20 protein-coding genes are annotated in these 25,599 nt (G+C 69.1%); 11 read left to right on the top strand and 9 right to left on the bottom strand.

Annotation, left to right across the window (positions count from 1 at the left end; genetic code table 11):
• Window positions 1-21: 21 nt before the first annotated feature.
• The 3 genes from CS062_RS02500 to CS062_RS02490 all read left to right on the top strand — a co-directional run bounded on the left by CS062_RS02500 (window position 22) and on the right by CS062_RS02490 (window position 3,613).
• On the top strand, window positions 22-870 hold the full coding sequence (locus tag CS062_RS02500; RefSeq protein WP_099859886.1) for an alpha/beta hydrolase: 849 nt from the start codon (window positions 22-24) through the stop codon (window positions 868-870).
• Window positions 871-962: 92 nt separating this feature from the next.
• Complete coding sequence (locus CS062_RS02495) at window positions 963-2,438, top strand: M20 family metallopeptidase (protein WP_099859885.1); 1,476 nt, start codon at window positions 963-965, stop codon at window positions 2,436-2,438.
• A gap of 143 nt (window positions 2,439-2,581) precedes the next feature.
• Window positions 2,582-3,613 carry a LysR family transcriptional regulator gene (locus CS062_RS02490; protein WP_099859884.1) on the top strand — a complete coding sequence of 344 codons (1,032 nt, stop codon included), beginning with the start codon at window positions 2,582-2,584 and terminating at the stop codon, window positions 3,611-3,613.
• Here the strand turns inward: CS062_RS02490 and CS062_RS02485 are convergent, their stop codons facing one another.
• The gene (locus tag CS062_RS02485; RefSeq protein ID WP_099859883.1) at window positions 3,614-4,753 is read right to left on the bottom strand and encodes an aminoglycoside phosphotransferase family protein; all 1,140 of its coding nucleotides are present in this window, start codon (window positions 4,751-4,753) and stop codon (window positions 3,614-3,616) included.
• A gap of 204 nt (window positions 4,754-4,957) precedes the next feature.
• Between CS062_RS02485 and CS062_RS02480 the strand changes: the two genes are divergently transcribed.
• From CS062_RS02480 to rsmA, 3 genes are read left to right on the top strand one after another with little or no spacing between them, the layout of a single operon-like run.
• A complete protein-coding gene (locus CS062_RS02480) occupies window positions 4,958-7,372 on the top strand; it encodes an LPS-assembly protein LptD (protein ID WP_099859882.1) in 2,415 nt (804 codons plus the stop codon).
• A gap of 10 nt (window positions 7,373-7,382) precedes the next feature.
• Window positions 7,383-8,768 (top strand): peptidylprolyl isomerase, encoded by a 1,386-nt coding sequence (locus tag CS062_RS02475; RefSeq protein WP_099859975.1) that lies wholly within the window; start codon window positions 7,383-7,385, stop codon window positions 8,766-8,768.
• Window positions 8,769-8,786: 18 nt separating this feature from the next.
• The gene (gene rsmA, locus CS062_RS02470) at window positions 8,787-9,560 is read left to right on the top strand and encodes a 16S rRNA (adenine(1518)-N(6)/adenine(1519)-N(6))-dimethyltransferase RsmA (RefSeq protein ID WP_099859881.1); all 774 of its coding nucleotides are present in this window, start codon (window positions 8,787-8,789) and stop codon (window positions 9,558-9,560) included.
• 71 nt (window positions 9,561-9,631) lie between these two features.
• Here rsmA and CS062_RS27175 read toward each other — a convergent pair whose 3' ends face one another.
• From CS062_RS27175 to CS062_RS02460, 3 genes are all read right to left on the bottom strand, one after another.
• Window positions 9,632-9,754 carry a hypothetical protein gene (locus CS062_RS27175; protein WP_255488907.1) on the bottom strand — a complete coding sequence of 41 codons (123 nt, stop codon included), beginning with the start codon at window positions 9,752-9,754 and terminating at the stop codon, window positions 9,632-9,634.
• A gap of 41 nt (window positions 9,755-9,795) precedes the next feature.
• Window positions 9,796-10,191 carry a barstar family protein gene (locus CS062_RS02465; RefSeq protein ID WP_099859880.1) on the bottom strand — a complete coding sequence of 132 codons (396 nt, stop codon included), beginning with the start codon at window positions 10,189-10,191 and terminating at the stop codon, window positions 9,796-9,798.
• 360 nt (window positions 10,192-10,551) lie between these two features.
• Window positions 10,552-12,849: an NADP-dependent malic enzyme gene (locus CS062_RS02460; protein ID WP_099859879.1), complete on the bottom strand. Its 2,298-nt coding sequence runs from the start codon at window positions 12,847-12,849 to the stop codon at window positions 10,552-10,554.
• 296 nt (window positions 12,850-13,145) lie between these two features.
• Between CS062_RS02460 and CS062_RS02455 the strand changes: the two genes are divergently transcribed.
• Genes CS062_RS02455 through CS062_RS02435 form a run of 5 tightly spaced genes read left to right on the top strand, consistent with a single transcriptional unit; the run spans window position 13,146 to window position 17,987 of the window.
• Window positions 13,146-15,245 (top strand): sensor histidine kinase, encoded by a 2,100-nt coding sequence (locus tag CS062_RS02455; protein WP_099859878.1) that lies wholly within the window; start codon window positions 13,146-13,148, stop codon window positions 15,243-15,245.
• A complete protein-coding gene (locus CS062_RS02450) occupies window positions 15,242-15,898 on the top strand; it encodes a response regulator transcription factor (protein ID WP_099859877.1) in 657 nt (218 codons plus the stop codon). Before CS062_RS02455 ends, CS062_RS02450 begins: the two co-directional genes overlap by 4 nt.
• Window positions 15,891-16,910, top strand: coding sequence for a thiamine-phosphate kinase (gene thiL / locus CS062_RS02445; RefSeq protein ID WP_099859876.1), 1,020 nt, complete (start codon window positions 15,891-15,893; stop codon window positions 16,908-16,910). The genes CS062_RS02450 and thiL overlap by 8 nt, the downstream gene beginning before the upstream one ends.
• Complete coding sequence (locus CS062_RS02440; RefSeq protein ID WP_099859875.1) at window positions 16,907-17,428, top strand: phosphatidylglycerophosphatase A family protein; 522 nt, start codon at window positions 16,907-16,909, stop codon at window positions 17,426-17,428. Before thiL ends, CS062_RS02440 begins: the two co-directional genes overlap by 4 nt.
• 58 nt (window positions 17,429-17,486) lie before the next feature.
• Entirely contained in the window at window positions 17,487-17,987 is a 501-nt protein-coding gene (locus CS062_RS02435; protein WP_091730750.1) for a CinA family protein, read from the top strand.
• 180 nt (window positions 17,988-18,167) lie between these two features.
• Here CS062_RS02435 and CS062_RS02430 read toward each other — a convergent pair whose 3' ends face one another.
• From CS062_RS02430 to leuS, 5 genes are all read right to left on the bottom strand, one after another.
• Window positions 18,168-20,582 carry a putative bifunctional diguanylate cyclase/phosphodiesterase gene (locus tag CS062_RS02430; RefSeq protein WP_099859873.1) on the bottom strand — a complete coding sequence of 805 codons (2,415 nt, stop codon included), beginning with the start codon at window positions 20,580-20,582 and terminating at the stop codon, window positions 18,168-18,170.
• 7 nt (window positions 20,583-20,589) lie between these two features.
• Complete coding sequence (locus CS062_RS02425) at window positions 20,590-21,198, bottom strand: methylamine utilization protein (protein WP_143742230.1); 609 nt, start codon at window positions 21,196-21,198, stop codon at window positions 20,590-20,592.
• Window positions 21,199-21,327: 129 nt separating this feature from the next.
• Entirely contained in the window at window positions 21,328-22,395 is a 1,068-nt protein-coding gene (gene holA, locus CS062_RS02420; protein WP_099859871.1) for a DNA polymerase III subunit delta, read from the bottom strand.
• A gap of 19 nt (window positions 22,396-22,414) precedes the next feature.
• Window positions 22,415-22,924 (bottom strand): LPS-assembly lipoprotein LptE, encoded by a 510-nt coding sequence (locus CS062_RS02415; protein WP_099859870.1) that lies wholly within the window; start codon window positions 22,922-22,924, stop codon window positions 22,415-22,417.
• A 4-nt stretch (window positions 22,925-22,928) separates the two neighbouring features.
• Complete coding sequence (leuS, locus tag CS062_RS02410; protein WP_099859869.1) at window positions 22,929-25,565, bottom strand: leucine--tRNA ligase; 2,637 nt, start codon at window positions 25,563-25,565, stop codon at window positions 22,929-22,931.
• Between the last annotated feature and the right edge of the window lie 34 nt (window positions 25,566-25,599).

The following is a 25,599-nucleotide window of genomic DNA, read 5'->3' as shown; positions in this document are numbered from 1 at the left end:
GCGATCCTACACTCCGGCCCCATGAAGACTCTGACCGGCCATGACGGCCTCCCGCTGCACTGGCGGGAATGGGGCGCCGACCTGTCGCTGCCCACCCGAGGCACCGTGCTGATCGTCCACGGCCTGGGCGAGCACATCGGGCGCTACGAGACCGTCGCCGGGCGCCTGAACGACTGGGGCTGGCATGCCGCCGGCTTCGACCAGCGCGGCCATGGCGCCTCCGGCGGCCCGCGCGGCGACATCCCCGCCCACGACAGCCTGCTGCGCGACCTGGCCGCCGCGATCGACGGCCTGCGCGCCGATGACCGCAAAGGGCGCGGCCCGCTGATCCTGCTGGGCCATTCGATGGGCGGCGCCGTCGCGGCCCGCTTCGTCGCCGGCGCGCTGGAACAGGCGCCCTGGTCGCGCCCGGTCGACGGGCTGATCCTCAGTTCCCCGGCGCTGGATCCCGGCCTGTCGGCCTTCCAGCGCGGCCTGCTGGGCGCGACGCTGCCCCTCGTGCCGCACCTGGCCGTGGGCAACGGCCTGAATCCCTCGTGGGTCTCGCGCAGCCCGGAGGTCGTCCAGGCCTACAAGGACGACCCGCTGGTCCACGACCGCATCACCCCGACGCTGGCCCGGATGATCGCCAGCTTCGGCCCCGAGACCCTGCCGCTGGTGCCGCGCTGGACCACGCCGACGCTGCTGATGTGGGCCGGCGCCGACCGCTGCGTGGCTCCGGCCGGCAGCGCCGCCTTCGCCGCGGCCGCTGCCGCGGGCGGCGCGGTGCAGGCCGTCGCCTTCCCGGGCCTGGCGCACGAGATCTTCAACGAGCCTGAGCGCGAACAGGTCTTCGCCCGGCTCCGTGCCTGGCTGGGCGCACGCTCCTAGAATCGCCCGATTCACCCCTTCCGCCCGGACCGGCCGCGACCGCGACCCCGGACCCAGCCACGGCGGCCCGACCGGCCGCGCAGGAGACCCGCATGAACGCACGTGACCCGTCGTTGCCGCTGCAAGCCGATGAAATCAGCGCCCTGGGCGCCTTCGCCGAGAAGGTCTGGGACCAGGAGATCGTCCCCGCGCTGACCGACTACATCGCCATCCCGGCCAAGAGCCCGATGTTCGATGCCGACTGGCAGGCCAACGGCTACATCGACCGCGTCGTCCGCGACGCCGCCCAGTGGGTGGAAAGCAAGAAGATCCCCGGCCTGAAGCTGGAGGTCATCCGCCAGGAGGGCCGCACCCCGGTCATCTTCTTCGAGCTGCCGGCGACCAAGGCGGACAGCACCGACACCGTCGTCCTGTACGGCCACCTGGACAAGCAGCCCGAGTTCAACGGCTGGCGCGCCGACCTGGGCCCGTGGACGCCGAAGTACGAGGACGGCAAGCTCTACGGCCGCGGTGGCGCGGACGACGGCTACGCGATCTACGCGTCGATCACCGCGCTGCTGGCGCTGGACCAGCAGGGCGTGCCGCGCCCGCGCTGCGTCGGCCTGATCGAGGCCTGCGAGGAATCCGGCTCCTATGACCTGCCGGCCTACATCGAACTGCTCAAGCCGCGTCTGGGCAATGTCTCGCTGGTGGTCTGCCTGGACTCCGGCGCCGGCGACTACGACCGCCTGTGGATGACCACCTCGCTGCGCGGCATGGTCTCCGGCGTCCTGAAGGTCGAGGTGCTGACCGAGGGCATCCACTCCGGCGATGCGTCCGGCGTGGTGCCGTCGTCGTTCCGCATCCTGCGCCAGGTGCTGGACCGGCTGGAGGACTCCCGGACCGGTCGCCTGCTGCCGGACTCCTTCCACTGCGAGATCCCCGGCGTGCGCCATGAGCAGGCGCGGGCCACCGCCGCGATCCTGAAGGAAGAGGTCTACAAGCGCCTGCCCTGGGCCTGCGGCGCGGACGGCGGCCCGGTGCTGCCGGTGACGCAGGACCCGGTCGAGGTGCTGCTGAACCGCACCTGGCGCCCGACGCTCTCGGTGACCGGCGTGGATGGCTTCCCCGAGCTGAAGAGCGCCGGCAACGTGCTGCGCCCGTACACCGCCTTCAAGCTGTCGCTGCGCCTGCCGCCGCTGATCGACGGCAATGAGGCTGCGCTCAAGCTCAAGGCCCTGCTCGAGGACAACGCGCCGTACAACGCCAAGGTGAGTTTCGTGCCGGACGGTCGCGCCGGCGCCTATGGCGCCACCGGCTGGAACACGCCGGAGCTGTCGCCGTGGCTGAGCCAGGCGCTGGACGAGGCCAGCCAGGCCCACTTCGGCCAGCCGGTCGGCTACATCGGCCAGGGCGGCACGATTCCGCTGATGAGCATGCTGCAGAAGGGCTTCCCGGCCGCGCAGATGATGGTCTGCGGTGTGCTCGGCCCCAAGAGCAATGCCCACGGCCCCAACGAATTCCTGCATGTGCCGTATGGCAAGCGCCTGACCGCCGCGGTGGCGCAGGTGATCGCCGCGCACCCCTGACGGCGGCAGGGGCGCCGAGGCGGCGCCCCCCGGCGCGGCGGTCCGGCCGTCGCGACCCCTGAGGCCGGTTCCCGGCGCATCGCGAAGTCATAGAGAGGCGACCGACACGCGGCTCCCCGCGGCAGTCGCCCGGAGGAGACGGGATGGATCAGGTCAAGGCGATGCGGGTCTTCACCCGCGTGATCGACGAGGGCAGCCTCGCCGGCGCGGCACGGGCCATGGACCTGGCGCCGGCCGTGGTCACGCGGCTGGTGGCCGACCTCGAGGAACACCTCGGCGCGCGGCTGCTCAACCGCACGACCCGGCGACTGTCGCTGACCGACGTCGGCGAGGGTTACCTGGAACGCTGCCGTCGCATCCTCAGCGACATCGAGGAGGCCGAGGCGCTCGCCTCCGCGGCCACCAACGAGCCGCGCGGCAGCCTGCGGGTGCTGATGCCGCCGGCGATCGCGATCCACCAGCTGGCGCGGCACATGGCCCGCTTCCATGCAATGTATCCGCTGGTCAGCGTCGAGCTGGTCGCGCCCGGGCCGGTGGACACCCTCGACGAGAGCTTCGACATCACCGTCATCTCGACGCGCAGCCCGCTCCAGGGGGACTTCATCGCCCGCAAGCTGGCCCGGACGGAAGTGATCATGTGCGCCTCGCCGGAGTACCTCGCGCGGCGCGGCCGCCCGCAGCATCCCTCGGAACTCAAGCAGCACGACATCATGCTGCCGCCGATCCACGAGCTGTCGCGCGGCGTGACCTTCGAGCGCTGCGGCGCCGACGGCCTCACCGCCGAGAGCTTTTTCGCGATCCCGTCGCGGCCGGTGATGACGACCTCGTCGGTGGACACGAAGTACGCCTGCGCGCTGCACGGCCTGGGCATCGCCGGGCTGCCGTCCTTCGTCGTCGGCGACGCGCTGATGGAGGGCGCGCTCGAGCGCGTGCTGTCGCAGTGGCGCATCTACAGCTACCAGCTGTGGGCGGCGATGCCGACGCGCAAGTTCGTCCCGGCGCGTACCCGTGCGTTCATGGACTTCCTGGTCGAGATCTTCGGCGGTCGCGACGAGGATCCTTGGCTGGCCGCCGCGGGCTGTCCCAGCTACCTGGCCGCTCAGGAGTTGCGGGCCCTTCAGGCGGCCCGGGAGGCCAAGGCCGCGAAGGCGTCCGCGCCAGCCGACGGCGACTGATCAGCGCAGGCTGAAGCCGGTCTGGGTGTACTGCGGCTGCAGGTCCTCGATCAGGCGCAGCAGCGGCGACAGCTCGATGTAGCGGGTCGCCGTCTTGACCACGTAGGCGTAGAAGCGGGGCAGGTCCTCGGCGTAATGCGGCTTGCCGTCGCGGTGCTTGAGCCGGCAGAAGATGCCCATGATCTTCAGCTGCCGCTGCAGCACCGTCCACTCCAGGCGCCGCCAGAACAGCCCGAAGTCCAGCGCCATCTCATGCGGGTCCTCGCCGTTGGGATCGAGGCCGAACAGGCCGGCGCGCCGGGCGCCTTCCCAGTAGCGCACTGCCCAGTCGAGCTCCTCGGCTTCGTCCCAGGAGATGAAGGCATCGCGCAGCAGCGACGCGATGTCGTAGGTGACCGGGCCCATCACCGCGTCCTGGAAGTCGAGGATGCCGGGCGATGCGAAGGCGCTGGTGCCACCGCCGGACGGGCAGACCATCAGGTTGCGCGGCATGTAGTCGCGGTGCATCGGCACGCGCGGCTGGGCCGCGATGTTGGCCGCGAGCAGGGCGACCGTCCGGTCCCAGTAGCCCCGCTGCTTGTCGTCCCACTGCTTGCCGTGGTGGGCCTGGACGCACCAGTCGACGAAGATCTGCAGCTCCCGGCGCACGAAGGCCTCGTCGAAGACCGGCAGCGCGCCCTCGGCGCGGGCCGACGTGCTGGTCTGCCAGCGCAGCAGGGCCTGGGTGGCGTCGCGCATCAACTGCCGCGGCAGTGCCTCGTCGCCCGCGCGCTGCGCCTCGAGCAGCGCCGCGATGTAGGACTGGCGGCCCAGGTCCTCCATCAAGGCGAAGCCCTGCGCGACGTCGTGGGCCGACACGCGTGGCACATGCAGGCCGCGTTCGGCCATCAGCGCACCGACGTGGATGAAGGCGGCGACCTGGTTGGGCGTCGCGGGATCGTCCATGACGATGCGCGTGCCGCCGTCGGTCGTCGCCAGGCGCAGATAGCGGCGGAAGCCGGCATCGCTGCTGGCGACGGCGAGCGTGTCGAGCCGCAGGCCCAGCGGCTCGACCAGCGGCGCGATCCAGGCGTGGAAACGGGCGGCGCGGTCGGCATCGGACCAGGACACGGGCGCGGCGTTCAGGGCGGAATCGGTCATCGGCAAGGGCGCGGGCGGGAGTCGCGGGCGAGGCGGGGGCGGGAAGCAGAAGGGCCGCTGCGCGAGCGGCCCCAAGGACGGTGACAAGGCGCTTCGGCGGTCCTGCCGGCCGGCGAGCCTCGTGGATAATGATTCTACAAACCCCGGGCAGCGCGGCGCGACCGACGCGCGGCCGCCTGACCTCTGCAAGACGCTGCCCGCCTGATGCGCCCTCCGGTTTCCCGACCCCGTCCGATCTCCCTGGCCGCCGCCTTGGCGGTCGCGCTGCCCGCGGTCGCCGTGTCTTCGGCGCAGGCGCAGGAGTCCACCGGCCAGCCCCTGATCCTCAAGTCGGTCAAGCAGCTGCACCAGACCAAGCGCAAGGATGCCCGTCCTGCGATGGCGCTCAGCGCCGATCGCATCACCAGCGAGATGGACCAGACCTCCACCGCCGAAGGCGACGTGCAACTGCGCTACGGGGGCATGCTGCTGAAGTCGAAGACGCTGCGCTACGACTATCCCCAGGACCTGGCCACGGCCGAGGGCGACGTGGAGCTCAGCCAGAACGGCGCCGTGCTGCGGGGTCCCAAGCTGGAGCTGGTCGTCGACAAGTTCGAAGGCCAGCTCGAGAGCCCGACCTATTTCTTCGCCGCGACCGGCGGCAGCGGCAGCGCCAAGGCGCTGCATTTCCTCGGCGACCAGCGCATGCGCGCGGACGAGGCGACCTACTCGACCTGCCCGGTGTCGGAAAAGGGCGAGCAGGACCTGCAGGACGCCAAGGCCGGCAAGAAGGGCCAGCGCGACTGGGAGCTCGTCACCAGCAGCCTGAACCTGGACTTCGATGCGGGCGAGGGCGTGGCCAAGGATGCGGTGGTGCGCTTCCTGGGCGTGCCCATCCTGGCCGCGCCGTCGCTGAGCTTCCCGCTCGGCGACCAACCCAAGTCCGGCCTGCTGCCGCCCAACGTCAACATCGACAACCGCAGCGGCGTCGAGTACAGCCAGCCCTTCTACTGGAGCATCGCGCCCAACCGCGACGCCACGATCACGCCCTTCGTCATGACCCGGCGCGGCCCGGGCGTGGACAGCCAGTTCCGCTACCTGGAGCCCGGCCATCGCGGCCAGATCGACTACGCGCTGCTGCCCCACGACCGCGTGACCGGCCGCTCGCGCTGGGACCTGCGCCTGAACGGCGACGGCGACATCACGCCGAACTGGACCTACAACGTCCACACCGAGCGCGTCTCCGACGACGACTACTGGAAGGATCTGCGCAGCCGCATGCTGTCCCAGACGCCGCGCCTGCTGTCGACCGACCTGCGCACGCAGCGCGACTTCAGCTTCAACTGGGGTGAGATGCAGACCTACGCGCGGGTGCAGAAGTGGCAGCCGCTGCAGGTCGCGCAGGTGGAAGACCAGTTCGCCTCCCCGTACCAGCGCTCGCCGCAGATCGGCGTGCGGCTGCAGACGGGGGCCGATGAATCGGTGCTCGCCGGCTACCTGCCCACCGGCCGCCGCGCGCGCCTGGAAGGCGGGCTGGAGGTCGAGTACAACCGTTTCGACCTGCCCGGCGGCGCGCTCAGCTCCCAGACGCAGACCGGCGAACGCATGCACCTGCTGGGTCACGTCAGCCTGCCCTTCAGCGGCGCGGCCTGGTGGCTGATCCCTAAGCTGTCGGTCAACGCGGCCAGCTACAACCTGGATCAGGCCGTCGACGCCACCGGCCGGCGCTCGATCGGTCGCACGATCCCGACCTTCAGCGTCGACCACGGCTGGATCCTGGAGCGCAACACCTCGCTGTTCGGCCAGGCGATGCGCCAGACGCTCGAACCGCGCCTGCTCTACGTGAACACGCCGTATCGCGACCAGAGCCTGATCCCCAACTTCGACGCGGCGCCGCGCGACTACAACTTCGACTCGGTCTTCGCGGAGAACCAGTTCTCCGGCGTCGACCGCGTCAACGACGCCAACATGCTGGCCTTCGGCGCCACCACGCGCTGGATCGAGGACGAGAAGGGCGAGGAACAGCTGCGCCTGGGCATGGTTCAGCGCTACCTGTTCCGCAACCAGCGCATCACGCCGGACGGCACGCCGCAGACGCACCGCCTCTCGGACGTGGTGCTGCTGGCCTCCGCCCACCTGAACCAGGCCTGGTGGACCGACAGCACGCTGCAGCTGAATTCCTCCGACGGCAAGGTCGAGCGGACGGTGCTGCGGCTGCGCTACTCGCCGGGTCCGTTCCGCACCGTCAGCGCGTCCTATCGGCTCGCGCGCGGCCAGAGCGAGCAGGTCGAGCTGGCCTGGCAGTGGCCGCTGTTCGGACCGGACCGCAAGGCGGTGGCGGGCGGACCGGGATGCGCCGGCGCCTGGTACGGCGCGGGCCGCCTGCAGTACAGCATGCGCGACAAGCGCTTCACCGATTCCGTCATCGGTGCCGAGTACGACTCGGGCTGCTGGATCTTGCGTGTCGGCGCCGAACGCCAGGCCACGGGTCGGGCGGAAACCAATACCCGGCTGATCCTGCAGCTGGAGCTGGTCGGCCTGTCGCCGCTGGGCTCCAATGCCCTGAAGGTGTTGAGAGACAATATTCCGGGTTACCGATCGCTCAGCTCCGAGCGGTCGGCTTTTGGCACTTATGACTGAACTGCGTTCGATGCGACATCTCAAGCCTGTGGCGGCCACGCTCCTGTCCCTGACCGCCGCCCTGGCCGGCTCGGCATCCTCGGCGCAGACGCGGCCCGCCGCCCCCGCCCCGGCCGCATCGGCGGCCGCCGCGGCACCGAGCCGCCCGGTGGTCGAACAGCGCCAGCTCAAGCCTGGCGACTACATCGCGGCGATCGTCAACACCGACATCGTGGCGGCGTCGGAAGTGATCCAGCGCACCGAGCGCATGCGCGAGGAAGCCCGCCAGCGCGGCCAGAACGTCACCAACGAACTGCTGCACAAGCAGGCCCTGGACAGTCTGATCGACGAGCGCGTGGTCGTCACCTACGCGCGCGAGAACGGTCCCCGGGTCGACGAGCCGGAGCTGGACCGGGTGGTCGCGAACGTGGCCACGCAGAACAAGCTGACGATGCCGGAACTGCGCCAGCGCCTGGCCGCTGAAGGCATCGACTTCAAGCGCTTCCGCGAGAACCTGCGCGACCAGATGCTCAGCGAGCGGGTGCGCGAGCGCGAGGTGCAGGGCCGGATCCGCGTCACCGACGGAGACATCGACAAGTATCTGGACGAGCGTCAGGCCGCGCTGCAAGGCCGCGCGCAGCTGAACGTGGCGCAGATCCTGGTGCCGGTGCCGGAAGGCGCCGGCCCGATCGTCCTGGCCGAGCGCAAGGCGCGCGCCGAATCGGCGCTGGCGCGGGTGAAGGCGGGCGAGGACTTCGCCAAGGTCGCCCGCGAGGTGTCGGAAGACGCCAACAAGAACCGCGGCGGCGAGATCGGCCTCCGGGCGGCGGACAAGCTGCCGGATGTCTTCGTCGATGCGGTCAAGGACCTGAAGCCTGGCGAGGTGCGTCCCGAACTGCTGCGCTCCGAGGCGGGTTTCCATGTGTTGAAGCTGATCGAGCGCCAGACCGGCAAGGCCTCGATCAATGTGGTCGTCCAGACCCGTGCGCGTCACATCCTGCTGCGCCCGTCCGAACAGCTGAGCCCGGAGCAGGCCACGCGCCGGCTGGTGGAGTTCAAGCGTGCGATCGAGTCCGGCCGCGCCACCTTCGAGCAATTGGCCCGCGCCAACTCGGAAGACGGCAGCGCGCAGGAAGGCGGCGACCTGGGCTGGGTGTCGCCGGGCGGCTTCGTGCCCGAGTTCGAGCAGGCCATGGACGCGCTGCCGCTCAAGGGCATCTCGGATCCGGTGCCGTCGCGCTTCGGTATCCATCTGATCCAGGTGATGGAGCGCCGCGATGTGGTGCTCGACAACAAGCAGCTGCGCGAACAGGCGCGCAATGCGCTGCGCGAGCGCAAGTACGACGACGCGTACAACGATTGGATGAAGGAAATGCGCGCCCGCGCCTTCATCGAGACGCGCGAGTGGCTGGACTGAGCGGCCGGGACTGAGTTCATGGGACATGTCGCGCGCAAGCGCTTCGGCCAGCACTTCCTGACCGACAAGGCCGTCATCGACGGCATCATCGACGCCATCGGTCCGGGCGAGGACCAGGCGATGGTCGAGATCGGTCCTGGCCTGGGCGCGATGACGCTGCCGCTGCTGCAGCGGCTGCCGGCGTCGAGCCGGCCGCTCACCGTCATCGAGCTGGACCGCGACCTGGCTGCGCGCATGCGCAAGCGTGGCGATGTGACCGTGATCGAGTCAGACGTGCTGAAGGTCGACTTCGCGGCGCTCGCCGCGGAACGGGGCCGCAAGCTGAAGGTGGTCGGGAACCTGCCTTACAACATCTCCTCGCCGATCCTCTTCCATCTGCTCGGCGTGGTGGACCATGTGGTGGACCAGACCTTCATGCTGCAGAAGGAGGTCGTCGACCGCATGGCCGCCGGGCCCGGCGGCAAGGACTACGGCCGGCTGAGCGTGATGCTGCAATGGCGGTATGACGTCGAGGCATTGTTCGACGTGCCGCCGGAGGCCTTCGATCCGCCACCGCGGGTCGACTCGGCGATCGTGCGCATGGTGCCGCTGCCGGCACCCGCCCGCCTCGAGGAGGCGCTGCTCAGCGAGCTGGTGGCGTCGGCGTTCTCCCAGCGTCGCAAACTGCTGCGGCACTCGCTGGGGAAATGGTTGGATGCCCGCGGCTTCGAAGGCGAATTCGACCTGCAACGCCGCGCCGAGGAAGTGCCGGTGGCCGAGTTCGTGGCGCTGGCGCAGGCCGTCCAGGGTTGAGCCGGAGCGGCCAATGAAAAAGGCCTTCCGTCACCGGAAGGCCTTTTGCAGAGAACCGACGCTTCAGTCCATCAAGCGGCGCTGAGCCACATGGATGTGTCGAACGCGCTGCACATCATCGGCATGTTCATGCCGAAGTTGGGGTTCGGATTGGTCTTGGTGCTCTTCAGCACCGGCTTCGCTTCGGGGGCCACCTCAGTCGCCCGCTCCCATGACCCTGATTCTTGGGAGCGGGCTACTGAAAAGAATAGAAACACCTGAAGGAGATCTTCCGCTCGGCCCAGAAGTCGGCCGCCTCCCGGAAGACATCGAGCAACTGCTCGCGGGCCTCCCGATCGAATTTCGCGTGATCCGGCAACTGGTCCAGCACCACGACGAAGCCCGGTTGCGTGCCCGACTTGTGGACCAGATTGGTCATGCAGTCGTACAGCGCTTCCATGTTCTTGCCGAAGTGCGCCGGGAACAGGAAGTTGCTGGCAATCAGCTCCAGCACGTCCTGTTTGGTCTCGGCTGGAGACAGGTTGGCGTACAGGAAATGTTGGCCGGCGTCCTGCGCGGCCTGCATCAAGTCCTCGACCCGGTAGGCTCTGATCGCCTGCACGATGTTGGGACGGACTGTCTGCAAAAGCATTGTCGCGTTCCTCCTAGATGGGGTATCCGAGCTCATTTCTGGGGGGCCGTGACACCGGACAGCAGCCGCTGGGGCCTGTGATCGTCGGTGTGGGAGGGCTGAGCCAGCGAGGGTTAACCCTGAACTCTGAAACCAAGATGGTACAGAAAGGACCTCGAATGCTCAAGCCGGGGGCTACCACAATGCCTTAAAAAGCGGCATTGTTAGCGTGCGCATACATTCGCGCAATGGCCCACGGATGTGAGTAGTCATCCAGTAGAAATCGACTGGTGAGCCACTACAAACTTTTTCTATAGGCCGCGCCGGAGGTCGGGATTAAAGACCCTCCGGCGCCCCGTCGGGGCCGGAATCCCACACCGTTCAGCGGGCCGCGTTCGCGTCCGCGACGGTCAGCGCCGTCATGTTCACGATGCGGCGAACGGTCGCCGACGGCGTCAGCACGTGGACCGGCTTGGCCGCGCCGAGCAGCACCGGCCCGATGGCGATGCCGCCACCGGCCGCGGTCTTCAGCAGGTTGTAGCTGATGTTGGCGGCGTCGATGTTGGGCATGACCAGCAGATTGGCCTCGCCGGTCAGCGTGCTGTTGGACACCAGCTGCTCGCGGTAATGCGGATCCAGCGCTGCATCGCCGTGCATTTCGCCGTCGGCTTCCAGCCACGGCGCGTTTTCCTTGATCAAGGCCAGCGCGTCGCGCATCTTCACCGCGGACGGGCAGTTGCTCGAGCCGAAATTGCTGTGCGACAGCAGCGCCGCCTTCGGGCGCAGGCCGAAGCGCATCATTTCCTCGGCCGCCATCACGGTGATCTCGGCGATCTGCTCGGCGGTCGGGTCGTAGTTGACGTGGGTGTCGACCAGCATGACCTGCCGTCCCGGCAGGATCAGGCCGTTCATGCAGGCGAAGTTCTTGACGCCGGGGCGCTTGCCGATGACCTGGTCGATGTACTGCAGGTGCATCGCGGTGTTGCTCCAGGTGCCGCAGAGCATCCCGTCCACCTCGCCCTTGTGCAGCATCATGGCGCCGATCAGCGTCAGGCGGCGGCGCATCTCGATCTTGGCGAGTTGCTGGGTGACGCCCTTGCGCTCGGTCATCGCGAGGTAGGTCTGCCAGTAGTCGCGATAGCGGTGGTCGAACTCGGTGTTCACGACGTCGTAATCGCGCCCTTCCTGCAGGCGCAGGCCGAAGCGCTCGCAGCGCTGGGCGATCACCTGCGGGCGGCCGATCAGCGTCGGGCGGGCGATGCCTTCGTCGACGACGACCTGCACCGCACGCAGCACCCGCTCCTCCTCACCCTCGGCGTAGGCGACGCGCTTGTGCTGCGCCTTCTTCGCGATCTGGAAGATCGGCTTCATCGTCGTGCCGGAGGCATAGACGAAGCTCTGCAGCTTCTCCAGGTAGGCGGGCATGTCCTGGATCGGACGCAATGCCACGCCGGAGGCCTCCGCCGCCTTCGCGACCGCCGGAGCGATCTTCATCATCAGGCGCGGGTCGAAGGGCTTCGGGATCAGGTACTCCGGGCCGAAGCTCAGGTTGGCGCCGGCGTAGGCGGCCGCCACGACCTCGCTCTGCTCGGCCTGAGCCAGCTCGGCGATCGCATGGACGGCGGCGATCTCCATCTCGTCGTTGATGGTCGTCGCACCGCAGTCCAGGGCGCCCCGGAAGATGTAGGGGAAGCACAGGACGTTGTTGACCTGGTTCGGATAGTCGGTGCGGCCGGTGGCCATCAGCGCGTCGTCGCGGATCGCGTGGACGTCCTCGGGCTGGATCTCCGGATTCGGATTGGCCAGCGCGAAGATGATCGGCTTGGCGGCCATCGACGCAACCATGTCCTGCTTCAGCACGCCACCGGCCGACAGGCCGAGGAACACGTCGGCGCCGGCGATCACCTCGCGCAGGCTGCGGAGTTCAGTCGGCTGCGCATAGACGGCCTTGTCCGGATCCATCAGTTCGGTGCGGCCTTCGTAGACGACGCCGGCCAGGTCGGTGACCCAGATGTTGGACTTGGGCAGGCCGAGCTTGACCAGCAGGTTCAGGCAGGCGAGCGCGGCAGCGCCAGCGCCGGAGGTCACCAGCTTGACCGATCGGATGTCCTTGCCGGCGACCTTCAGGCCGTTGAGCAGGCCGGCGGCCACGACGATGGCGGTGCCGTGCTGGTCGTCGTGGAAGACGGGGATCTTCATCCGCTTGCGCAGCTCGCGCTCGACGTAGAAGCAGTCCGGCGCCTTGATGTCCTCGAGGTTGATGCCGCCGAAGGTGGGCTCGAGCGCGGCGATCACGTCGACCAGCTTGTCCAGGTCGTTCTTCTCGTCGATCTCCAGGTCGAAGACGTCGATGCCGGCGAACTTCTTGAACAGGACGCCCTTGCCTTCCATCACCGGCTTGGAGGCCAGCGGGCCGATGTCGCCCAGACCGAGCACGGCGGTGCCGTTGGAGATCACCGCGACGAGGTTGCCGCGCGAGGTGTAGCGGAATGCGTTGGCCGGGTCGGCCACGATCTCCTCGCACGCGGCGGCCACGCCCGGCGAGTAGGCCAGCGCCAGGTCCCGCTGGTTGATCAGCTGCTTGGTGGCGGCGATGGCGATCTTCCCGGGGGTCGGGAACTCGTGATATTCGAGAGCGGCCTGGCGCAGCTGAGCGCGTTTTTCTTCGGACGTGGACATGGGGGACTCTTCTGGTTGAAACCGGTCCGCCGTCGTGGGCCGGGTCGGCGATTGTAGGAGTCCGACCCGACCGCGACAGTGCGGACTATGCGTATGCTGCATGTCGTCCGGGCCGCAGGGGCATACGCGAAACTGCGCATCCGGAGCGCTTGTGCGAGCGCCATACTGCCTGCCCCGCGCGCACGCGAGGCCCTCGTCCGGACCCTGGCTTTCAAGGTCCTTTCAGCGACCTTCGCGGCGTATCCCGACGGACCTTTACGCCGCGTCGCGTTCCCCGCTTGCCTTCGCCCACGATCATGCTGTCCGCCCCTTTCACCCCTTCGGCACGCGGCGCCCGGCCGCGGCGCTGGCGGCGCGCGCTGCTGTGGGGCACGCTGGTGGCGCTGCTGCTGATCGCGCAGTCGCTGCTGCTGACGCTGACGCTGAGCCACGAAGCCGCACGGGCGCAGGAGGCCTCCGATCTCGCCGCCGCGGAGGTCACCGCGCGCGCCAAGCAGCTCATCGGGCGCGATCTGCAGGGCTTGCAAGGCCTGATGTGGGCGGAGGACGACGACTGGCGCGGCAATGCCGCCGCGCAACTGCGGCAGACGCGGGTCCTGCTGCGCATCGAGCTGCGCGACGAGCAGCGCCAGGTGCGTCGCGCCGTGGACACGCCCTATGCGCCGCCGCTGTTCTCGACCCTGTCGCGGGAGCAGCTCCAGATCGAGACCGAGCTCGCCTGCATCGCCGCGCTGCGCCAGGGCACGCCGCTGTTCTCGCGCTCGTACTTCGTGCCCGGCCCCGGCGGCGACGGCATGGAGGTCGCCGACCTCTGCCTGCCGCGGGTGCGCGCCGGCGAGCCGCGCTCCTATGTCGTCGCGACGATGGGGCTGCGACCGCTGCTGGAGGAATCGGTCTCGCAGGATCAGGCCCGCCGCTTCGAGATGTCCTTCGTCGAGGGCGACGGCACGCGGCTCGCGCGCACCGGCCTGACGCGCGGCAGCGGCTTCTACCTGTCCGAGCGGCTGCTCGACCTGCCCGGCCTGAGCCTGCAACTGCGCGTCGACAACGCGACCGGCCGGCCGCAGCTGATCCCCAACCTGGCGACGGCACTGGTGATCGGCCTGTCGCTGGCGCTGTTCGCGCTGGTCATCATCCTGGCGCGCGACACCCGCAAGCGCGCGCAGGCGGAGCATGCGCTGGCCGAGTCGCTCGCGTTCCGGCAGGCGATGGAGAACTCGCTGATCACCGGCCTGCGCGCGCGCGACCTGGACGGCAACATCAGCTATGTGAACCCGGCGTTCTGCGCGATGGTCGGCTACGCCGCGGAAGAGCTGGTCGGCACCGGCCGTCCGCCGCAGGCGCCGCCGTACTGGCCGCCTGAGTTCATCGAGGAATACTGGCGCCGCCATCACGACCGCGAGGCGCGGTGGGAGGCCGGGCTGCCGCCGCGCGAGGGCTTCGAGACGGTCTTCGCGCGCAGCACCGGCGAGCGCTTCCCGGTGATGATCTACGAGGCGCCGCTGCTCAACGCCGAGGGCCAGCAGACCGGCTGGATGAGCGCCGTGCTCGACCTGAGCGCGCAGCGCAAGGTCGAGGAACTGTCGCGCCAGCAGCAGGATCGGCTGCAGGCGACCGCGCGGCTGGCGACGGTCGGCGAGATGGCCTCGCTGCTGAGCCATGAACTGAACCAGCCGCTGGCCGCGATCGCCAGCTATGCGACCGCGTCGATCAACCTGATGGTGCGCGAGGCCGACGATCCGCAGACACCGGCGATGGTGCGGCAGGCCGTGACGAGAATCGCCGAACAGGCCGAGCGTGCCGGCCGCGTGATCAAGAGCGTCCACGACTTCGTCCGGCGTCGCGAGGCGGCGCGCGAGTGGGTCCATGTCGAGCAACTGCTCGACGCGGTGCTGCCGCTGGTGCGGCTGCAGGCGCGCAAGAGCGGCGCGCGCATCGAGATGGACCTGCCCAAGGGGCTGCCGCGGGTGCGCTGCGACCGCACGATGGTCGAGCAGGTGCTGCTGAACCTCACCCGCAACGCGATCCAGGCGATGGACGGTCCCACGCCGCTGGCGGACCGCGCGCTGGTGCTGCGCGTGCGGCGCCTGCAGCCGCGCTGGCTGAGCTTCGCGGTGGTCGACCATGGGCCGGGCATTCCGGCGGAGGTCGCCCGCCAGCTGTTCACGCCTTTCTTCACGACCCGCACCGAGGGCATGGGCCTGGGCCTGAGCCTGTGCCGCACGGTCGTGGAGCAGCATGGCGGCGCGATGGATTTCGAGAGCCGCGTCGCTCCCGCGTCGCCGACGGGCACCGAGTTCCGCTTCAGCCTGCCGTGCGAGGATGCGCCTGGCGCGGCCCCGAGAACCGGGGCCGACCGGTTCCCCGTCACTGGATCTGGAGAGTCGTCCGCATGAAGCCGCAGTCCCTGCCGATGGTCTACCTCGTCGACGACGAGGACGTGGTGCGCGATGCGCTCGCCTGGCTGTTGCGCTCGCGCCGGCTGCTGTCCGAGGGCTTCGGCAGCGCCGAGGCCTTCGAGTCCCTGCTCGACGGCCTGCCCCGCGGCGGACGCGACTGGCCGTCGGCGCCGAGTTGCCTGCTGCTCGACGTGCGGATGCCGGGCATGAGCGGGCTCGCGCTGTTCGAGCGGCTCATCGAACGCGGCCTGCTGGCCACGCTGCCGGTGATCTTCCTGACCGGTCATGGCGACGTGCCGACCGCGGTGGCGGCGGTGAAGCAGGGCGCCTACGACTTCGTCGAGAAGCCCTTTTCCGACAACGCGCTGGTGGATCGCGTCGAACAGGCGCTGGCGCAGAGCGCCGAGGCGATCGCCGCGCGCGACGCGAAATCGGCGCTGGGTCACCGCGTTGGCGAACTGACCGAGCGCGAGCGCGAGGTCATGCAGCTGGTGGTGCAGGGCCTGCCCAACAAGCTGATCGCGGACCAGCTCAACATCAGCGTGCGCACCGTCGAGGTCCACCGTGCGCGGGTGTTCGAGAAGATGGATGTGAAGTCCGCGGTGGAGCTGTCCAACCTCCTGCGCGGCGACAATGCCGCCCATGGGTGATTCTTCTGATTCGCGCGAGCGACGGGACGGGCGGCCACTCGGCGAGTTCGACCTGATCGACCGCTTCTTCGGCCGCGCCGCGCGTGCGGGCCGCACCGAGGGCGGGGCGGTGGCGCTGGGCATCGGCGACGACTGTGCGCTGCTGACGCCGTCGGCGGGCCATCAATGGCTGGTGACGGCGGACATGCTGGTCGAGGGCCGGCACTTCCTGTCGACGGTCTCGCCGCGGCGCCTGGGCCACAAGGCGCTGGCGGTCAATCTCAGCGACCTGGCGGCCTGTGGCGCGACGCCGCGGGCCTTCTTCCTCTCGCTGGCGCTGCCGCGTGTCGACGAGGCCTTCCTGGCCGGCTTCGCGCAGGGCCTGTTCGAGCTGGCCGACGCGCAGGGGATCGTGCTGGCCGGCGGCGACACAACGGCCGGGCCGCTCAACCTCAACATCACGGCGATGGGCGAAGTGCCTGCCGGTCAGGCGCTGCTGCGCTCGGGCGCGCGCGTCGATGACGACGTCTGGGTCAGCGGCACGCTCGGCGACGCCCGGCTGGCGCTGGAGGTGTTCCGCGGCACGCTGTCATTGAGCGCCACGCAGTTCGAGGAAGTCCGCTTGCGGATGGAGATGCCTGAGCCGCGCGTGGCGCTCGGCAAGGCGCTGCGTGGCCTCGCGACCAGCGCGGTGGACGTGTCCGACGGGCTGGCGGGCGATATCGGGCATGTGCTCAAGCGGTCCAATGTCGGCGCGACGCTGCGCCTGGCGGATCTGCCGCGTTCGGCGGTGCTCGGCGCGATGCCGGAAGAGTTGCAGCGCCTGTGCCTGCTGACCGGCGGCGACGATTACGAACTCGTCTTCACCGCGCCGCCGGACGCGCGCCAGCGCGTCCTCGAGGCCGGCCGCGCCGCCGGCACGCCGGTCTATCGCATCGGCCGGATCGACGAGGCCCCAGGCCTGCGCGTGGTCGACGGCATGGGACGCCCGGTGCAGGATGTGCCACAGAGCTTCGACCACTTCAAGTCATGAGCGCTGTTCGACCCACCTTCGCCTTCATGGCGAGACATCCCGCGCACTGGATCGCGATGGGATTCGGCAGCGGCCTGTCGCCGAAAGCTCCGGGCACGGTCGGCACCCTGTGGGGCTGGGCCGCTTTCGCGTTGCTGAACCTGTGGCTGACGCCGGCGCAGTGGGCGGTGCTGATCGCGGTCGGCCTGCCGATCGGCTGGTGGGCCTCGACGGTGACGGCGCGGCATCTGCGGACCTGCGATCCGGGCGCGGTCGTGTGGGACGAGATCCTCGCGATCTGGATCGTGCTGTGGCTGCTGATGCCGGCCGGCTTCTGGTGGCAACTGGCTGCATTCGCGGTGTTCCGCTACTTCGACGCCGCGAAGCCGGGGCCGGTGCGGTGGGCCGATGGCCTCTTCAAGATCGAGCCCGGGCAGCCGGTGACGGTGTGGCAAGGCTTCGGGATCCTCTTCGACGATCTGATCGCCGCCGGATGTACGCTCGTGGTGTTGGCCGGCGCGCGGGCCTTGCTGCATTGACGCCGGGACAAGCCGCCTTCATCCACGGATGACCCGATCCATCGACGAGGAGATCCCCATGCTGTTTCCCGACGAGTCCGAATTGATCGAGCGCATCGCGCTGGCGCTGATCCAGCGCAAGGAACGCATGGGCACCGCGGAGTCCTGCACCGGCGGGCTGATCGCGGCGGCGTGTACCAGCCTGGCGGGCTCGAGCCAATGGTTCGAGCGCGGCGTGGTGAGCTACAGCAACGAAGCGAAAACCGAGTTGCTGGGCGTGCCGGCGGCGCTGATCGGCCTGCACGGCGCGGTCAGCGGCGAGGTGGCGGAGCAGATGGCCCGTGGGCTGGTGGCGCATGCGCCGATCGACTGGGCCATCGCAGTGACTGGCGTGGCCGGGCCGGGCGGCGGCACCGAAAGCAAGCCGGTCGGCACCGTGTGGCTGGCGCTGATGCATGGCCGCTCCCGGATCCGCGTGTGGAAGGAACACTTCACCGGCGACCGTCACGAAGTGCGCGCCCGCACGGTGCGCGCCGGCCTGGAGGCGCTGTGCGATGCGCTCGAGGATCGGGATTCCTGAGCCACACGGCGTCTTCGCGGGACGACACGCCTTCGAATACACGAGGGGGCGTAACGAGGCACGATCCTGAAGGACCTGCCCATCGTCGAGAGTTGCGCGATCTTTGCGTGCAAGGCTGCCGCATAGCGGGATGCGCGCCGCGCGTCATCGCGGGCGATGTAGGCAGGCCGTTGCGAGGCTTCACAGCCCGGCCAGGATCGTGCTTGCGCGTGCATCGCCGAGGTCCGGCGGCTCCCAGCCGCGCAGCCACTCCGCGAATTGCTCGGCCGGCATCGGCCGCGACAGGGCATAGCCCTGGCCCTGGTCGCAGCCCAGCGTCTGCAGCAGCGTCCATTGCTTGGCCGTCTCCAGCCCTTCGGCCACGACCGAGAGCCCCAGGTTGTGCGCCAGCTCGATCGTCGAGCGCACGATCTTCGCGTCGTCGATGTCGCGCTCCATGTTCATCACGAAGCTGCGGTCGATCTTGAGTTCGTCGACCGACAGCTGCTTCAGGTAGGCCAGTGACGAGTACCCGGTGCCAAAGTCGTCGATCGACAGCTTGAATCCCAGCGCATGCAACTGCTCGAGCGTCTGCAGCGCGCGCTGCGGGTCGTCCATGATGGCCGACTCGGTGATCTCCAGGCACAGGGCCGGCGGCGGCACGCCCGCCACCAGGTCCGCCACCTTGATCGGCAGGTCCTGGTCCATCAGGTCACGCGTCGACAGGTTGACGCTGATCGGCAGCGCCAGGCCCTCGCGCTGCAACGCCATCCAGGCCAGCGCCGACGCATGCAGCACCCAGGCCGTGATCTGCCGGATGAAGCCGGTCTGCTCGGCGAAGGGGATGAAGGCCATCGGCGGCACCAGTCCGCGCGACGGATGCTGCCAGCGCACCAGCGCCTCCGCGCCCGAGATCTTCTGCGCATGCAGGTCCACCTTGGGCTGCAGGAAGAGCCGCAGTTCCCCCGCGTCGATCGCGTGGCGCAGCTCGCTGAGCAGCGACAGCGACTCCTGGCTCGCCGCGTCCATGCTCGGCGCATAGACCTCGCAGCCGCTCTGGCCGCGCTTGGCCGCATGCATCGCGAGTTCCGCCCGCGCGAGCAGCAGCATCGGATCGCGGCCGTGCTGCGGATACAGCGCCACGCCCATCCCGGCCGACAGGTCCACCGTTTGGTCGTCGATGCTGAGCGCGCGCTCGAAGTCCCGCTGGATGCGCTTGCAGATCGTCTCCGCGCGGGTCGCGCCGGCGCCCTCGATCAGCAGCACGAACTCGTCGCCGCCGACCCGCGCGGTCAGCCGCACCTCGTCCTTCAGCAACTGCTGCAGCCGGTCCGCCACCGCGCGCAGCAGCCGGTCGCCGAAGGCGCGCCCCAGCACGTCGTTGACATGCTTGAAGCGGTCCAGGTTCAACATCAGCAAGGAGAAGCGCACGTCGCTCTCGGCCATGCGCCGCGCCAACGCCTGGTGGAACTGCTCCCGGTTCGGCAGATCCGTCAGCGGATCCCAGAACGCAAGCCGGTTCACCTCCTCCTCGCGCGACCGGATGCCCTGGCGCATCGCTTCGAAGGCTTCGGCCAGGTCGCCGATCTCGTCGCTGGAAGGCCGCTCGACCGGGCGCGCATAGTCGCCCTGGCCCAGTCGGTGGGCCTCGCTCGCCAGCGCCTTCACCGGCCCGGTGATGCGACGGGCGGTCAGCACCGCGCCGACCGCGAACAGCAGCACCCCCGCGACGCTCAGGCCGAGCAGCATCCATTGCAGCCGGCGGTACGGCGCGAGGGCCTCGTCCACCGACCGCAGCAGCAGCACGGCCACCGACTTGTCGGTGTCGCCGCCGTGTTCGAGCGGTTGCAGGCGCGCCTGGAACTGCTCGCCCTCCAGTTCCAGGTGGAAGGTCTGGACCGTGCGGTCGGTAGCGCTCAGCGTGGGCAGCGCCTGCATCGCGCGCGCCGTGGCGGCCGCGTCCAGCACCGTGGACAGCACCTGCCATTGGCCCGACGCCGATTGCGCCAGCAGCATGCCCTGGATGCGCACGATGCGCTTGAGCTCCTGGAGCTGCTCGCTCTTCATCTCGAAGCCGGTGAAGATCCAGCCGCCCAGCCCGGCCGCCCGCATCCGCGCGACCACGACCTGATAAGCCTTGCCGTCGAGCAGCAACAGCTGGCTCTGCGTCCGGCCTTGCTGCTGACGCGTGACGCCGCGCAGCAGCGGTGCGACCTTGGCGGCGATCGGATCGGTGGCGGTCACCAGCTTGAAGCTGTCGTCCGCGTAGCCGATGAACGAGGCGTCGCCTCGCGCGCTCAGGTTGGCGAAGACGTCCTGCAGCATCGCGCGCAGTTCCTCGCCCTGGATGCCGGCCGCGACCAGCTGGCGCAGACCATAGTCCGACTGCAGCAGGTCGGCCACCAGGCCGCGCTGCTCGTTGTCCTCGTCGATCAACTGGATCAGGATGCGCTCGCCGGCCTCGAGTTCCTCGGCCACCGAGGCCCGCGCATTGCGGCCGATGCCCTCGTTGATCAGCGCCAGGTTCAGCAGCTGGACGACCAGCAGCAGCGCCAGGAAGAGCGCGACGATGCGCCCCTCCAGCCGCCGCAGGTTGAGGAAGTCCGGCCACCGCATCGGCGCGTCAGTCCTTGAGGTCGATCTTGAGCACGCCGGGGGCGCCTGCGGCGACGACCAGCGGCTGCGAGTTCGGACCGGCATTGCCCATGCGCGTCGCCCACAGTCGCACGCGGTGCTCGCCGGGCGGCAGATTCAGCGTCACTTCGCCCTTGGCGTCGGTGATGCCGAAGAGCGGCGTGTCGACCACGACGACGTGAGCGCTCATCCGGTCATGGATGTTGCAGCCCAGCTGCGCGACGCCCGGCCTGTCGAAGACCACCGGCTCGGCCGGTGTCCCCGAGTACAGCTTGAGCTCGAACTTCTTCGTCGGGGAGAAGGAATAGACGTGGTGCCGGACGGTGTCGAAGTTGGGGAAGTTCACCGCGGTGCCGGTCTGCACCACCAGCAGCTGTGGCTGGAACTGGCGGTCGCGCTGGGCCAGCGTGGCCGACGCGCCGACCGCGGGCTTGGCCGGCTGGCCCTTGAGTTCGACGGCGACGGCGGCGTTCGGCACGGGCGTGCCGGCGGCATCGCGGACCTGGATCGTCCAATCCGCTGCCTGCGTCACGGAGGCGCCGGCGAGCATGATCGTCAGCGCGGCCAGCCGCTTTGCCGCCAGCGCTTGCCGCGGCAAGGCGCTCCGCCCGCCCGGCGATCGCGAGCCGTCGGCGGACGGACAGGAAGCGAAGGAACCGGATCGGCCGGTCGACAGGGCTGCGGAGCGGAGCAGGCTCATCGGCGACGCCAGGTGGACGAGATGTCGTCAACCATAGCGGTTTTTCTGTGCCGGCGGACGCAGGGCTTGCTCCAACATGAGGGCCAGACGCCCCAGGGCCTCCCAAGGGTCGGTGGGCCATTCGGGATGGCGCAGACCCTTGACGATGCCGTCGCAGGTCTGTGCGGCCACCACCAGTCGCGTCAGGGCTGCACCGTGCAGCTGCGGCACGATGCGCTCGAACAGGCGCTCCTTCGGCCCCCAGATGCGGGATTCCCGCAGCGCCATCGGCAGCGGCTTGCCCGCCGCCACGGCGTCGTGGACCCGTTTCAGGCCGCGGATGTCCTCGGCCATCGTCCAGTGCACCAGCACCGCCGCCTCGCCCTCGGCCTTCAGGCCTTCGAGCATGCGCAGCACGCGGCCGACCTTGCCACCCAGCAGCGCTTCGCTGAGCTTGAAGACGTCGAAGCGCGCCACGTCCAGCACCGCCGCCTCGATCTGTTGCAGGCTGAGCTCGCCCGGCGGGTGCAACAGCGCGAGCTTCTGCAGCTCCTGGTGGGCGGCGAGCAGGTTGCCTTCGACCCGATCGGCGAAGAACTCCAGCGCCTGCTGGCCGTCGGCCCCGGCGGCCACCGACTGGCCTTGCAGTTGCAGGCGCCGGGCGATCCAGGCCGGCAACTCGCGTCTTTCGACCGGATCGACCTTCACCGACACGCCGGCGCCGTCCAACGCGGTGAACCAGGCGCTGCTCAGCTGCGTCTTGTCCAGCCGCGGCAGCGTCACCAAGGTCAGCACGTCCGGCGGGAGGCCATCGACGTAGCGCTGCAAAGCCTCGGACCCGTCCTTGCCCGGCTTGCCGGTGGGAATGCGGATCTCGATCAGCTGCTTGTCGGCGAACAGGCTCATTGCCTGCGAGGCCGCGATCACCGGCGCCCAGTCGAAGTAGGCGCCGCTGACGGTGAACACCTGGCGTTCGCTGTAGCCCTGCCGGCGGGCCTCGGCGCGCAGTGCGTCGGCGGCTTCCTGCGCCAGCAGCGGCTCGTCGCCGTGCACCACGTACACCGGCTTGAGCCCCTTGGCCAACTGGCCGGCCAGCGCCTCGCCCTTGATCTGCATCCGCGGGTCCTGTCGGCGTTCAGTTGGGCAGGTGGACCGCCGCCAGGCGGCGCAGCAGCAGGCCGACAGCCTCCACCTGCATCGCCTTCTGCAGCGAGGCCTCTTCCTGCTCCTTGGCCAGCGCGGCGCTTTCGCTGTAGTTCATGTCACGCGTGAGCCGCAGCTCGGTGCGCGGCAGCAGGATGTCGCCGCCGGCCGTGCGCAGCGAGTAGTCCAGCGACAGACGCAGCTGCCATTCCGTGATCTGCCCCGCGGCGGTCGTCGCCACCGAGGTCTTGTCGCGCACCTCGCGTTCGGCATCGATGATGACGTCGGCACGGTTGGGATCCTCGACGAGGCGCACCGTGCTGCGCTGCACCTGGCGGCGCAGTTCCTGCGCCAGCGGCGAGTGCGGCACGAAGCCGGTCAGCGCCAGCGTCTTGAAGTGATAGACCGGCTCCTTGCGCAGCTCGAAGCCGCAGCCCGTAAGCAGGCCGGCGGCACCCAGCGCACCGAAGGAGGCGAACGACAGCAGGTCGCGGCGCTTCATGGCGTCAGACCACCACGTTGACGAGGCGGCCCGGCACGATGACGACCTTCTTCGGCGTCCTGCCTTCGGCGAACTTCTCGAACTCGGGATTGGCGAGTGCGACGGCCTCGATGGTGGCCTTGTCCGCCGATGCGGCAACCTTGATCGAGCCGCGCAGCTTGCCGTTGACCTGCAGCATCAGTTCGATCTGGTCCTGCACCAGGGCGCCTTCGTCGACCTGCGGCCAGGGCGCGTCCAGCAGTTCGCCCAGCTCGGCAGCAAAGCCCAGCTCGGTCCACAGGGCGTGCGCGATGTGCGGGCAGGCCGGGTAGATCACGCGCAGCAAGACCGAGAAGCCTTCACGCACCGCGGCCGACTGCCCCTCGGCCTTGAAGCCCTCCAGCGCGTTCAGCAGCTTCATCGCGCCCGACACGACGGTGTTGTATTGCATGCGCTCGTAGTCGTACGAGACCTGCTTGAGCACCAGATGCACCTCGCGGCGCAGCGCCTTGCCGTCGTCGTTGAGCGCGGCGAAATCGGCGCCGCCCGCCTTGATCGCCTCGGCGTGTTTCGCGCCGAAGCCCCACACCCGCTTGAGGAAGCGATGCGCGCCCTCGACGCCCGAGTCGTTCCACTCCAGTGTCTGTTCCGGCGGGGACGCGAACATCACGAACAGGCGGGCCGTGTCGGCGCCGTACTCGTTGATCAGCTCCTGCGGATCGACGCCGTTGTTCTTGGACTTGGACATCGTGCCCACGCCCTCGTAGTCCACCATCGAGCCGTCGCTCTTGCGCTTGGCGCCGACGATCTTGCCGCTGGCGTCGAACTGGTTCTCGACCTCGTGCGGCCAGAAGTACTCGATGCCGCCCTTCTCGCCGCGGCGCGAGTAGATGTGGTTGAGCACCATGCCCTGGGTCAGCAGCTTGGTGAAGGGCTCGTCGATCTTCACCAGCTTCAGGTCGCGCATCACCTTGGTCCAGAAGCGCGCATACAGCAGGTGCAGGATCGCGTGCTCGATGCCGCCGATGTACTGGTCCATCGGCATCCAGTAGTCGGTGCCGTTGGCGACCATCTGCTCCGGATTGGTCGCATCGCAATAGCGCATGAAGTACCACGAGCTGTCCACGAAGGTGTCCATCGTGTCGGTCTCGCGCTTGGCGGCGGCGCCGCACTTCGGGCAGCTGCAGTTCAGGAAGTCCGCGCGCTTGTTCAGCGGATTGCCGCTGCCGTCGGGAATGCAGTCCTCCGGCAGCACGACCGGCAGGTCCTTCTCGGGGACCGGCACCGGGCCGCAGCTGTCGCAATGGATGATCGGGATCGGCGTGCCCCAGTAGCGCTGGCGGCTCACGCCCCAATCGCGCAGGCGCCAGGTCGTCTTCTTCTCGCCCAGGCCCTTGGTGCCGACCAGCTCCGCCACCTTGTCCACCGCCTGCTTGTGCGTCAGCCCGTCCAGTGCGCCGGAGTTGACGCACACGCCGCGCTGCTTGTCGCCGTACCACTCGGCCCAGGCGTCGGTCGAGTAGGTCTCGCCCTCGACGGCGACCACCTGCTTGATCGCGATGCCGTACTTCTTCGCGAAGGCGAAGTCACGCTCGTCGTGCGCCGGCACGCCCATCACCGCGCCATCGCCGTAGCTCATCAGCACGTAGTTGCCGACCCAGACCTCGACCTGCTCGCCGGTCAGCGGGTGCGTGACGAACAGCCCGGTCGCCAGGCCCTTCTTGTCCTGCGTGGCCAGTTCGGCCTCGGTCGTGCCGCCTTGCTTGCATTCCTCGATGAAGGCGGCCAGCGCGGGATTGGTCCTGGCGGCGTGAGCGGCCAGCGGATGCTCCGGCGCCACGGCGCAGAAGGTCACGCCCATGATGGTGTCGGCGCGCGTCGTGAAGACGTACAGCAGGCCGTCCTGGATCGGCTGGCCGTCCTCGCCCCGGATCGCATGCGGGAAGGCGAAGCGCACGCCCTCGCTCTTGCCGATCCAGTTCTCCTGCATCAGGCGCACCCGCTCGGGCCAGCCCGACAGGAAGTTCTTGTCCGACGGATCGGCCACCGCGGCCAGCAGTTCCTCGGCGTAGTCGGTGATCTTCAGGTAGTAGCCGGGGATCTCGCGCTTCTCGACGGTCGCGCCGGAGCGCCAGCCCTTGCCGTCGATGACCTGCTCGTTGGCCAGCACGGTCTGGTCGACCGGGTCCCAGTTCACCACCTGCGTGCGACGCTCGGCGATGCCCGCTTCCAGCATCTTCAGGAACAGCCACTGGTTCCAGCGGTAGTAGTCCGGCTTGCAGGTGGCGATCTCGCGCGACCAGTCGATCGCCAGGCCCATCGCCTGCATCTGCGACTTCATGTAGGCGATGTTGTCGTAGGTCCACGCGGCCGGCGGCACCTTGTTCTTCATCGCCGCGTTCTCGGCCGGCAGGCCGAAGGCGTCCCAGCCCATCGGCATCAGCACGTTGTAGCCCTTCATGCGCAGCTGACGGGTCAACATGTCGTTGATCGTGTAGTTGCGGACATGGCCCATGTGCAGCTTGCCGCTCGGGTAGGGCAGCATGGAGCAGGCGTAGAACTTCGGCTTGGACGCGTCCTCGACGACGCGGTAGGCGTCGCAGGCGTTCCAGTGGTCGCGGGCGGCCTGTTCGACCTCGGAGGGAGCGTATTTCTCGTTCATGGTGGCTCGGGCAACGTAGCCGCCGATTGTAGGA

The sequence above is a fragment of the Roseateles chitinivorans genome (genome assembly GCF_002761755.1).
Classification (GTDB): domain Bacteria; phylum Pseudomonadota; class Gammaproteobacteria; order Burkholderiales; family Burkholderiaceae_C; genus Roseateles; species Roseateles chitinivorans.
This window is presented reverse-complemented; position numbering and strand designations above follow the sequence as displayed.

Coding starts and splice junctions, on each gene's coding strand:
- rsmA (WP_099859881.1), top strand. CDS start 8,787: ATGGGACATGTCGCGCGCAAGCGCTTCGGCCAGCACTTCCTGACCGAC.
- CS062_RS02430 (WP_099859873.1), bottom strand. CDS start 20,582: ATGCGGTGGCCGGACTTCCTCAACCTGCGGCGGCTGGAGGGGCGCATC.
- CS062_RS02475 (WP_099859975.1), top strand. CDS start 7,383: ATGCGACATCTCAAGCCTGTGGCGGCCACGCTCCTGTCCCTGACCGCC.
- holA (WP_099859871.1), bottom strand. CDS start 22,395: ATGCAGATCAAGGGCGAGGCGCTGGCCGGCCAGTTGGCCAAGGGGCTC.
- CS062_RS02465 (WP_099859880.1), bottom strand. CDS start 10,191: ATGCTTTTGCAGACAGTCCGTCCCAACATCGTGCAGGCGATCAGAGCC.
- thiL (WP_099859876.1), top strand. CDS start 15,891: ATGGGTGATTCTTCTGATTCGCGCGAGCGACGGGACGGGCGGCCACTC.
- CS062_RS02415 (WP_099859870.1), bottom strand. CDS start 22,924: ATGAAGCGCCGCGACCTGCTGTCGTTCGCCTCCTTCGGTGCGCTGGGT.
- CS062_RS02495 (WP_099859885.1), top strand. CDS start 963: ATGAACGCACGTGACCCGTCGTTGCCGCTGCAAGCCGATGAAATCAGC.
- CS062_RS02460 (WP_099859879.1), bottom strand. CDS start 12,849: ATGTCCACGTCCGAAGAAAAACGCGCTCAGCTGCGCCAGGCCGCTCTC.
- CS062_RS02435 (WP_091730750.1), top strand. CDS start 17,487: ATGCTGTTTCCCGACGAGTCCGAATTGATCGAGCGCATCGCGCTGGCG.
- CS062_RS02480 (WP_099859882.1), top strand. CDS start 4,958: ATGCGCCCTCCGGTTTCCCGACCCCGTCCGATCTCCCTGGCCGCCGCC.
- leuS (WP_099859869.1), bottom strand. CDS start 25,565: ATGAACGAGAAATACGCTCCCTCCGAGGTCGAACAGGCCGCCCGCGAC.
- CS062_RS02440 (WP_099859875.1), top strand. CDS start 16,907: ATGAGCGCTGTTCGACCCACCTTCGCCTTCATGGCGAGACATCCCGCG.
- CS062_RS02450 (WP_099859877.1), top strand. CDS start 15,242: ATGAAGCCGCAGTCCCTGCCGATGGTCTACCTCGTCGACGACGAGGAC.
- CS062_RS02455 (WP_099859878.1), top strand. CDS start 13,146: ATGCTGTCCGCCCCTTTCACCCCTTCGGCACGCGGCGCCCGGCCGCGG.
- CS062_RS02485 (WP_099859883.1), bottom strand. CDS start 4,753: ATGACCGATTCCGCCCTGAACGCCGCGCCCGTGTCCTGGTCCGATGCC.
- CS062_RS02500 (WP_099859886.1), top strand. CDS start 22: ATGAAGACTCTGACCGGCCATGACGGCCTCCCGCTGCACTGGCGGGAA.
- CS062_RS02490 (WP_099859884.1), top strand. CDS start 2,582: ATGGATCAGGTCAAGGCGATGCGGGTCTTCACCCGCGTGATCGACGAG.